This is a genomic window from Actinosynnema sp. NPDC023658 (assembly GCF_040639995.1).
In the GTDB taxonomy this organism is placed as follows: domain Bacteria; phylum Actinomycetota; class Actinomycetes; order Mycobacteriales; family Pseudonocardiaceae; genus Actinosynnema.
Window position 1 is genome coordinate 1 of record NZ_JBFAAX010000201.1, and the last position, 9,971, is coordinate 9,971.

Here is a 9,971-nt window from a genome sequence, read left to right on the forward strand (position 1 = left end):
CCGCGCCTCCGGCGGCGCGGTCAACGCCCGCTCGGCCGACTCCGCACGCGGCACCGGACGCGGCTGGTCCCCGACTCCGGGCACCGACCGCGTGTCCTGCAACGACGGCAGGCCCCACCCCAGGTCGTGCCAACCGCTCCTGGGCGCGGCGGATGCAGGGGTCAGGGTGGCCGCGCCCAACAGCACGACAACAGCGAGCACCACGGATTTGGCGAACACGCCGGCTCTACGTCTGTTCATTGTCTTCTGTCTCAACCTGGGTGTGGGAGAAGGCGGTCAATGGACGATGCCGAGCAGGGCACCGGGGTCATCGACGGTGTGGTCGTACCTGATCTGATCGGCCGTGCGCACGCCGGAGTACACGCGCACACCCGCGACCCCGCCCTTCCACAGATCGACCAGGTTGCCGCCCCACATGCCCCGGCCCACCACCAGCGGACCGGTGCCGTCGTAAAAGCCTGCCGAATTGACGCAATCGACCTGTGCCTCGTCTTCGTGCTCGGACCCGTCGACGTACAAGCACGCCTGGCCGGTCACCGCGTCGAAGGTCGCCGCGAGGTGGGTCCACTCACCCGGCACGACCGGTGCCGCGCTGCGCACCGTGGTCAGGCAGTCCGCCACGGCCCGGTTGCACGACACGGCGAACGTCCACCGCCCCTCCGCTTCGTTCGCCGCCCTGCGGAAGCCGAGCATGAACGGACTGTTGACCGTGTCGTCCAGACTGACCGCGGTCCGGACGCCCACGGCGTCCGACTCGGTCTTGACCCACGCTTCGACCGTGTACGAGCGATCGGTGCGCAAGTATCGCGGACGCGGCGCGGTGACCGCCGTGCCGGACTGACCCGATAGCGACAGGTTCGCCGCACCGTCCTGCGCGACGAGCGACGCTCCACCGGTCGCGGTGCCCCGGACCAGGCCGGTCGCGCTCCACACACTATCCACATAGCACAGCCCGGCCATCCCGGCGACCTGGCTCGCGGTCAACGCCTGCTGCCACACCCGCACCGAGTCGATCGCACCGTTGAAGGGGTGGATCATCGCACCGAAGTGGTAAGCGCCGACCGTGACCGGCCCGGAAGCGTTCCACGGCGTGCCGGTGAACGACCGCGCACCCATCAGCCTGCCGTCAACGTAAAGCTGCATGCGCTTGGCCTCGTTGTCGTAGACGCCCGTCACCAGCGTCCAGACACCGGCGGCGGTCACCGAGTTGCTCCGATACGTCCACTGCGGCAGCGTGCCCGCCACATCCGCGGCGGTCACGCCGAAGATCCAGGCCTGCACGTCCTTGGAATAGCGGATCGCGAACCCGGGCACGTTCTGACCCGACTGCCCCACCACGGCGTAGTAGCCGTCCAAGTCCTCCAGCTTGACCCACGCCGACACCGTGAACGACTGCGAGGTGTTCACCGCCGGCCCGGTCGAACGGCTGTAACTGTCCACCGCGCCGCTGTAGTGCAGCGCGCTGCCCGACTTGCCGGGCACCCACGACGCGCCGGTGGTGATCAGGTTGTTCTCGTAGCCCGCCCCGTTGTTGCTGGAGTCCGCCGCTGTCGTCCCGGAGTTCTCGTCGAACTTCCAGTAACCTTGCAGCGACTGCACCGGCGCGGGCACATAGGAGCCGGAGTACTCGTCACCCGACGCACCGGTCGCCAACACCTCACCCGCGCCTTCGGCCAGACCGAGCTGCGCACGCGGCGCGGAGGCGGTGGCGAGGTCGTGCGCGTCCTGCGGCGACAGCACCCGCTGCCACGCCTGCACGTCGTCCACCTGACCCGCGAAGTGATCCCCTCGCACACCGTCCCACTTGGCCGCACCGATCACGAACGGCCCGCCGGCGTTCCACAATGGGGTCGCCATGACCGCCGAGCCGGCGGGCTTGCCGTCGACGTAGAGCGACAGCTGCCTGCTGTTCGCGTCGTAGGTGCCGATCAGATGGGTCCAGGTGTTGACGACGGGCACGGCGGTCGCATCGGCGGACGTGGCGCGGTACATGTCGGCGGTGGTGGAGTCGGCGGACTTCGCGGAGATGCTCCACTTGCCGAGGCCGGCCGAGTACTGCAGCCAGAACCCGCTGACCGAACCACCATCCTGGGACAGGACCGTGTACCAGTTGTCGGTCTTCTGCAGGTACACCCACGTCGCGACGCTGAACGACCTGCTGGTGTCCAGCACCGGCCCGGTGGTGGACAGGTAGCCGCCCGGCCGGATGTTGATCCCGCCCTGGACACCGTCCTTGGCGCCGAAGGCGTCGGCCTGGGTCCACGAGCTGCCCCGGCTGTACCCGACGTTCCAGCCCGCTTCAGTGAGCGTCGCGGGGTGGGCGGTCTCGCCGGGGTTGAGTACGGCGACGTTGTCCGAGGCCGTGGATCCGGCCGTGTCGTCCATCGCCCATGCGCCCTTGAGGAACTTCGCCGACGTCAGCGGCAACACGGTGTAGGCACATGCGGCGGTAGGTGCGGTGCCGACGGTGATCAGCGGACTGATGCAGGATCCGTCCGGACCCGGCGTGCCCGCCTTGTTCACCGCACGGACCTTGATCAGGTTCTGCTGGGCGTTGAGTGCGGTGGTCGACAACCGGGCAGTCGCGGAGAGGCGGCCCGAAGTGTCGACGGTCATGGACGCCTGCACGCTCGGCGAACCCTGCGTGGACGGCTCGCTGCCGTCGGTGGTGTAGATGAATCGATCGATGTCGTACAAGCCCGACGTCGCCATCTTGACACCGATGTCGAACGTGGCGGTATCGCCTTGGTTCACCGGAGTGTTCGCGGCGTGCACACTCGGGGCCAACGGGACCGTGGTGTTGACGTAGAACTCGCAGTCCCAGTCCCACCGCGGCGAGGACAACGCGCCGTCCGACACCCGCATGGCCCACTTGTAGACACCATCGGTGGTGATCCAACCCGCCGGCACCTGCACCTGGGCGAGCGCTCCCTGACCGGGGCCAGGCGTGCCGATCCGCAGCTGCGAGGCCGCGTTGTCGTGGTAGGTGTTCGGCACGTCCGCGCCGTACGAGCCGCCACTGGTCGCCACCAGCACGTCGAGGCTGCCGCCGTCGGGGTCGGACACCCACGCCTGCAACTGGGGCGTGCGGGTGAACACGTACGGCCGGTTCCCGCCCTTGACGCACGGCACCGTGCCGTTCTGCATGGAGTGGCCGACGGGGTTGTTGGGCGTGGAGTTGTAGTGCACCTCCAGGTACGGGTTGAGCCCGAACCTGCGCCACGACAGAGTGTCGGCTTCCCGTTCACCCTTGAGCAGGAACGTGGTGGTGCCCCAACTGCCCGACGCCGCCGCCCGCACCGCATCCGTCGCACCGAACTGCATCGAGACGCCAGGCGCCTTGGACTGGTTGACCGTGTTGACCGACGACAGCAACGACCGCGACGTACCCGGCAACGCCGCCCCACCGGGCTGGTTGTCCCACGTGGTGTTGCCGTCGATCCAGCCCGCCAAGTGCAGTTCGGTCGGCTTGGCGTCCGCGCCGCCCCACCACGAGTAGAGCAGCGTGGTGTTCAACGTCGCCCAGTCGACCGTCTTGCCGATGATCGGTTCCGTGTTCATCTGCACGTACGAACGGGACTTCCCCGAGGAGTCCGACGTCTGGTAACCCGCCTTGAGATCGGCCAGGTCACCGGTGCTCGCATCGAAATTCCTCGCCGTACTGCGACCGGACTGCACCACCACGTGGTGGGACTTGCCGCACGCACCGCAGGAGTACTCCGGGTCCAGGAACACCGGGTAACGCGTGTCCGGATCGGCCAGGAACTCCTGGTCCGGGACGATGCTCACGCTCCCGTCGGTCACCTCGACGCCCATCACCGCTCGCTGCGGCTCACGCCGGTCGTCACCGCTGGAGTCCCACATCCGCGTCGCGTCACCGGTGAACACCACCTCACCCGACGCGTCCACGACCTCGAGCAGCGAGCCCCCTGCCCGGCGCTCGACCTCGCGGACACCGGCGTTCGTCGTCTGCGAACCGAACGTGACCTTGCGCAGCTTCGGGTTCCGCGCCGCCTCCGGCGTCTTGACCACCAACACCTCGGAAAACCCGATCACGTCTGCGGTGACCCGCAAGTCCACACCCGGCAGCACCTCGGGGTAGGTCGCGGTCGGGCCATCCAGCACCGGCTCCGGCAGGTCGACCTCCCAGCCCAGCCCGACCTCGACGCCCTGGTGCGCCATCCTGACCAGCGGCCCACGCGCCTCGGACCCCTCACCACCGCCCGACAGCGCCAACTCCACCACCGCGGCCTTCGGCGCCACGGTCCCGTCCGGGCGGCGCTCCAACGTCGTGTCCGCCGCGACCCACCCGCCGTCCCGTCGCACGCGCACCGGCCGCTGGTGCTGGCGCCAGGTGAACGCGCCGTCCGGCAACGCCCAGACCTCGTCGGTCTCCGTCGTCTTCCCGGAGATCAGCACGGACTTGTTCAGGCGCTTGGCCAACGCCTGGGCCGAAGCCTCGTCCACCGCCTCGTCCGCTGCGGCAGTGGGCGCGGGAGCCGCCACCGCTATCGGCTGCGCGACGGCGATGCCGACGAGCGACGCCGCCAACGCGGCCACGAGTCCGTCGCCCCACGGTCTGTTTCCGCGCATGCCGAGTAGAGCCGCCACCAAGAACCCCCCGTACGAGGCAACCCGATGAACGGCTGCCGCAAGATGCGATCGGGCCAGAACTTTGCCTCACCGACCGGATGCACACACTCACCCGAATGGCCTAATCCAGGATCATTGACCCGTTCGGATGAGTCACGTGAATCACAACATCAAGCGACCCGAACCCCGCACTGGCGCTGACCAGGCTTTACGTTCGTCTGCCGGCGACGGGACGTGTCCCGCCGCAAGACGAACGTGAACGCTCGAACTGCTACCGCGTCCGGCCGGGTCGTGCTGGTCGACGGAGCGTTGATCCCCACCCACGACCACGCCACCCACCGCAAGGGCAACTTCAACGCTAAACACCGCCGAGCCGGGGCGCCTCGCCACTTACTACCGCGCACGCCTGGCCGAGCTGCCCGCCCTCATCCGCGTCGTGGCCTGCCTCGAGCACTACCGCCAAGACTGGTGAACCCACTTCTGAACAACGCTCCTGTCCTAGCGCTCACGGTGGACTTCTCGTACGCGGGTTCAGCGACGTGGGTTGACTCCGCATTAATGCGGACCGTTGGTCTTCGGCCCGACGTGATGCGCCCGTCGAGCGTGGAGTGGTGATACTGCTGGGGGACTACTTCTGGTACAGGGGGGATGACGTCGTGGCGATGGAGTTCGTGGAGCCGGTGTTGCTGGCGTTGACCGCGGGCGCGGCGGTAGGCGCGGGTGAGACCGCTTCGACCGCGGTGCAGGACGCTTACCGGGGGTTGAAGATCGCAGCAGGCAAGGTGCTGCGCCGCAAGGTCGCCGACGAGGGTGATGAGTTGGGCACGGAGGCCGCAGTCGAGGAGCGCCTCGCCGAGCCGCAGGTTTACCGCGACGAGCTCGAAGCCGCCTTGGCGGAGGCCGACCCGGACGAGCGGGCCGAAGTCCTGACTGCGGCTCGCACGTTGTTGGAACTGGTCGATCCGCAGGACGTGACGACAGCCAAGTACCAGCTCGAGTTGCGGGACAACCAGGGTGTTCAGGTCGGTGACCACAACACCCAGACCAACCACTTCGGCGCCTGACAGCCGCATGGTGCCGCCTTCGCCCGAGGGGGACGGCCGCTCGACCGCCTCGGCGCGGGAGGGCGGGTTCGACGTGCACGGAAATCTCGGGCCGCAGATCGGCGACCACAACACCCAGCACAACACCATCGCGGTCACCCTGGCGCAGGCGGGGGTGGAGTGGCCCGTGCGCGTCGGTGTGCCGCCGGAGGTGGTTCACCACTTCCAGGACCGGGCGGCGCGCTCGCGGTTGACCGAGGCACTGTCGGCGGGCCGGGCCGCCGTGGTGACCGGTGCCGGGTCCGGCTCAGCGGTGGTCTCCGGGTTGGGCGGGGTCGGCAAGTCGCAGCTCGCGGCCGACTACGCCTGGCGGGTGTGGCACGACCGCTCGTTGGACGTGGCGGTGTGGGTGTCGGCCTTGTCCCGCGACGCCGTCATCACCGCCTACGCCGATGCGGCTCGACAGGTCCTGCGAGAGCAGGACCCCGGTATCGCGGACCGCACCCCCGTGGACGCCGCCCGGTCGTTTCGGGCGTGGTTGGCCGGCACCGATCGCCGTTGGCTGATCATCCTCGACGACGTCCAAGCCCCTGCGGACCTGCGCGACCTACAGCCTCCGCCCAGTCCCTTCGGTCATGTTGTGATCACCACGCGTCGCCGCGACGCCGCCCTCACCGGGGGCGGTTATCGGCTCGTCGAAGTGGGCGTGTTCACCGAACGGGAAGCCTTCGACTACCTCGACGGCGCCCTGCCTGAGGACGCGCGCCGGGGCACCGACCCCGAGCAGTTGCGCCTGCTGGCCGAAGACCTCGGTCGTCTGCCACTGGCCCTGGCCCAAGCGGTGGCGTTCATCGCCGACAAGCCGCTGCTCACCGTCGAGCAGTACCGGCAACGCCTGGCGGACCGGCTCAAGAGCCTGGCCGACGTGATGCCCACACAGGACGACTTGCTCGACGGACACGGGCAAACGGTGGCCGCCACCTGGTCGATGTCCATCGACCTGGCCGAGCAGCTCTCGCCCACGGGTATCGCTCGCCCGTTGCTGGCGCTGGCCGGCCTGCTCGACCCCAACGGCACGCCGCTGGCGGTGTTCACCACCGAGGCCGTCCTCACGCACCTGACGGGGCTCGCCGAGAGCCACGTCGACGCTGAGACGGTGACCGATGCGCTCGCCGTCCTGCACCGACTCAGCCTCGCCACCCTCGACACCACGCGATCAGCCCGCACGCTGGCGGTGCACGCGATGGTGCAACGCGTCGTCCGCGACAACCTCAGCCCGGCGGAACTGCACGCCTCGGCTCACGTGACCGCAGATGCGCTACTGGCCGTCTGGCCGGGTATCGACACCACCGACCCCGACCTGACGCAGGCGCTGCGCTCGGCCACCGGAAGCCTGCACGCCTGCACCGCGCCCACCCTCTGGCAGCCGGAAGGCCACACCCTGCTGTTCCGCGCCGGCGTCTCGCTGGGTGGAAGCGGCCAGGTCGCCGCCGCCGTCGACCACTTCAGCATGCTGCGCCGGCAGGCCGAGGACGAACTCGGCCAGGACCACCGGGACACGTTGCGCGCACGGTGGTATCTCGCCTACTGGCGAAGTGCTGCCGGAGACGTCGCCGGCGCCGTGGCCGAGTTCGAAGCACTGCTGCTCGACCAGCACCGCGTCCTGGGCCCTGATGACCCCGACACCCTCGACACGCGCAACGACCTGGCATCCGGACGCGGTGAGACCGGCGACGCCACCGGCGCCGTGGCGGAACTGGAAGCGTTGCTGCTTGACCAGCAACGCGTCCTGGGCGCCGACCACCCGGACACGCTCGACACGCGGGCCAACATCGCCCGCTGGAAGGGAGAGGCAGGGCGCCCGGCCAAGGCCGCGGCGGAGTTCGAAGTACTGCTGCTCGACTTCCGACAGATCCTGGGGCACGACCACCCCGCCACGCTGATGGTCCGGCACGAACTGGCCTGGTGGACGGGCGAAGCAGGGGACCCCTCCAGCGCCGTCGCGGACTTCGAGGTCTTGTCGGAGGACTACCGGGCTCTGCTCGGCCCCGACCACCCCCACACGCTCACCACCCGCCATAACCTTGCCCGCTGGCGCGGTGAGACCGGGGACAGCGCCACGGCAGCCGCGGAACTGCGTGCCCTCCTCGCCGACCAACAGCGCGTGCTCGGCCCCGAGCACCCCCATACCCTCACCACTCGCCACAGCCTCGCCCACTGGCAAGGCGAGAACGGCGACACCGCCACCGCTACCGCGGAACTCCGCGCCCTGCTCATCGACCAGCAACGCGTACTCGGCACCGACCACCTACAGACCACCGCAACAGACCACAGCCTCGCCTACTGGCAGGGACGTCACACGACGACAAGCGCGGAATCATCCGTGGACCACCTGCCCGCTGACCTGTGATCGCCGTCGACCGAGGAAGCGGTAACCGAACTCCGGGTCGTCACGGTGGGCGTTGAACAACACGTTCGCCCGATACGCCTTGACCAGTTCGCATCGGTGACCGGCCGGGCACGCCACGGTAGTACGGCTGTCGAGCGATGTTCAGGACCCGGCACGTCACCGCGACGGGAATCCCGTCCGCGGCCAGCTCGCTCACCAGCGGGTAGAGCCTTTCCCGGCAGGTTCGCCTGCGACAAGTACGCGGTCGCGCGACGCAGGACCTCGTTTTCCTGCTCGAGCAGCTTGATCCGCTTGCGGGCCTGGCGCAGCTCGGCCGAGCCGTTCCTGCTCACACCGGGTATGACGCCTCATCGGTGTCGGCCTGGCGCAGCCACTTGAACAAGGTCATCAGGCGGCCCCGAACTCCTTGGCGATCTGCTCGACGGTCACACCGATCTCACGGTCACGGGACCCGCACGACATCCTCGCGGAACGCCCGAGGGCAGGGCTCGGGCACAGCGACATCCTCCCAGCTCACCATCACGGCAAGCCAACTCGGATGTCACCAATCCGTGCAGCAGACCCCGCTTCTGAGGGCTCTTCAGCGCGAACTTGGGGCTTTGTGAGTGCTGTATGGCGGGTCCGGTGCCTCGGTTCGACGGCGACTTGGTGGGACTCCGAGGTCCATGGTTGGGGATGCGACGCGCTGCGGTTGCTACGAGCGGACGCTCATCGTGGTGATGATGAACTCCTGAGGCTTTGGCTAGGCTCTGCCCGTGGGTACAAAGCGGCGGGCCGATCACTTGGCCCGAGAGCGGGTACGAGCCGAACAATCTGGTCGGGACCGGTCTATGCCGGTCTCCGTGACCCACTTCTTCTCGTCGCCAGGCCGTCATCCAGAGGCCATCGTGCAGGCCCTGAACGACCTGGAGATCACCGATGTCGTGGTGGGCGAGGAAGTGACCGGCGACGGGTACTGGCATGTCGCGGCGTTCGCCACGTGTCCGTTGACGGTGTCTGAGGCTGGCGGCATCGAGCGTCGGATGGAACAGATCGCCGAGGACGCGGGTGCGGAGTACAACGGTTGGAGGGTCACTCTGACTGCCGGCGAGGAGTAGCGCCTTCGCCGCTGACGTGCTCGTTGGTGGTCTGCGGCTGCGGTGACGACCGTTCTCAGTCGTCGTGGGCGGCATCTTGAGCCTCCTCGCTGGCGAGGATCCGGCGGGCTGCCTCGGCGTAGCGGATGGCTGTGGCGTGGAAAGACCGAAGACCGTCGCGAGGTGGAGTGGATCCGGGCCGTGTTGCAGTGCTTCCTCAAGTTGGCGATCGGATCGGAGCCGGTCGAGCGTGGCGTTCACACCGAGGAAGAGTCGGTTAATGGTGTAGGTGCTCACCGGGCGGGCGTCCCTTGCTGTCCGGCTGGTGAGCAGCAGGTGCCGGTTGGATGTGTCCGGCCAGGGTGGATGGCGTGGATGACTGCCGGTCGTGCGCGGTCCGCCGGCAACGGCTACTACACCATCGTCAGCCACGACAGCGGATTGGCGGCGGATGTCTACGGCGCGTCGACGAGCGACGGGGCGCAGGTCGTGCAGTGGACCGCCAACGGCGGGGCCAACCAGCAGTGGCAGCTGGCCAAGGTCTCGGGCGGCGGCGACCCGGACCCCGGCGGCGGCAGCGGGTGCGGCAAGACCCCGACGCTGCGCAGCGGCACGCACACGATCCAGAGCAGCGGCAAGACGCGCAACTACATCCTGAGGGTGCCCGACGGGTACGACAACAGCCACCCGTACCGGTTGATCTTCGGGTTCCACTGGCGGGGCGGCACCATGAACGACGTCTCCTCCGGCGGGACCAGCGGGACCTCGTGGTCCTACTACGGGATGCAGGAGCAGTCGAACAACAGCGCGATCCTGGTCGCACCGCAGGGCTTCGGCAACGGCTGGGCC

At 68.6% G+C, this 9,971-nt stretch carries 6 protein-coding genes; 4 read left to right on the forward strand and 2 right to left on the reverse strand.

Annotated elements, in window-relative coordinates; all coding sequences use genetic code 11:
• Both AB0G02_RS20560 and AB0G02_RS20565 read right to left on the reverse strand, forming a co-directional pair.
• Window positions 1-219 (reverse strand): hypothetical protein (locus tag AB0G02_RS20560; protein ID WP_360796736.1); only part of this gene is annotated, 219 nt, incomplete at its 3' end.
• Window positions 220-276: 57 nt separating this feature from the next.
• Window positions 277-4,593 (reverse strand): LamG-like jellyroll fold domain-containing protein, encoded by a 4,317-nt coding sequence (locus AB0G02_RS20565; protein ID WP_360796739.1) that lies wholly within the window; start codon window positions 4,591-4,593, stop codon window positions 277-279.
• A 662-nt stretch (window positions 4,594-5,255) separates the two neighbouring features.
• Between AB0G02_RS20565 and AB0G02_RS20570 the strand changes: the two genes are divergently transcribed.
• The 4 genes from AB0G02_RS20570 to AB0G02_RS20585 form a co-directional block, all read left to right on the forward strand.
• Window positions 5,256-5,657: a hypothetical protein gene (locus AB0G02_RS20570; protein WP_360796750.1), complete on the forward strand. Its 402-nt coding sequence runs from the start codon at window positions 5,256-5,258 to the stop codon at window positions 5,655-5,657.
• A 229-nt stretch (window positions 5,658-5,886) separates the two neighbouring features.
• A complete protein-coding gene (locus tag AB0G02_RS20575) occupies window positions 5,887-8,046 on the forward strand; it encodes a tetratricopeptide repeat protein (RefSeq protein ID WP_360796742.1) in 2,160 nt (719 codons plus the stop codon).
• A 755-nt stretch (window positions 8,047-8,801) separates the two neighbouring features.
• Window positions 8,802-9,143, forward strand: coding sequence for a ribonuclease E inhibitor RraB (locus AB0G02_RS20580; protein ID WP_360796745.1), 342 nt, complete (start codon window positions 8,802-8,804; stop codon window positions 9,141-9,143).
• A 354-nt stretch (window positions 9,144-9,497) separates the two neighbouring features.
• A partial coding sequence (locus tag AB0G02_RS20585) for an RICIN domain-containing protein (RefSeq protein ID WP_360796748.1) occupies window positions 9,498-9,971 on the forward strand: 474 nt, incomplete at its 3' end.